Annotated in this window: 1 pseudogene; it reads right to left on the reverse strand. The window is 65.0% G+C overall.

Annotation, left to right across the window (positions count from 1 at the left end):
- A pseudogene (locus CU669_RS20955) lies at positions 1 to 557 on the reverse strand (electron transfer flavoprotein subunit alpha/FixB family protein); the annotation flags it as partial.
- Positions 558 to 668: the final 111 nt, after the last annotated feature.

Raw genomic sequence — 668 nt, forward strand, 5'->3', positions numbered from 1 at the left:
TCCGACTTGGACAATTGCTGGCCGACGAAGGCCGACAGGCCCGCATCGGCGCCAGCCGCCACGGCTTCGACCGGGGCGTTGCCGCCAAGGGCCGCCGCCTCGAAGCCGGTGCCGCGCACCGTGATCACCTTCACCGCGTCCTTGGACTGCACCGTGGCCAGGGCGTTGCCCGCATAGATGGGACGCACGAAGGTGTCGGCGGAGACCACCGCCACGATCTCGGAAATCTGCGCCACGTCCAACAGCGCGGCGACGCGCGGCATCACGTTCTTGCCCGAGGTGGTGGCGGGCGCCAGCACATGGGAATAGGACTTGGCCAGCCCCACCACCAGATCGGCCAGCGGCTCGGCCAGATGATGGCCGTACTGCGCCGCGTCGGCGCTCAGCACCTTGGCGACACCAGCGATCTTGGCCGCGGCCTCCGCCACCGCGCCGATGCCGGACCCGGCCACCAGCACATGCACATCGCCGCCGACCTTGGTGGCGGCGGTCACCGCGTTCAGGGTCGCGGACTTCAGGGCGCCGCCTTCATGTTCCGCCAGAACCAGAATGGTCATGGTCCTCAAATCCTTCCGTTCAACCGTCCGACATCAGGTGATAGGGTCCACGAATGAACACGGATAAACACGAATAGAAATATTGATTTTCTTTATCTGTGTTCATTCGTG

Origin of the sequence: Paramagnetospirillum kuznetsovii (assembly GCF_003284725.1) — a bacterium.
Classification (GTDB): Bacteria; Pseudomonadota; Alphaproteobacteria; order Rhodospirillales; family Magnetospirillaceae; genus Phaeospirillum; species Phaeospirillum kuznetsovii.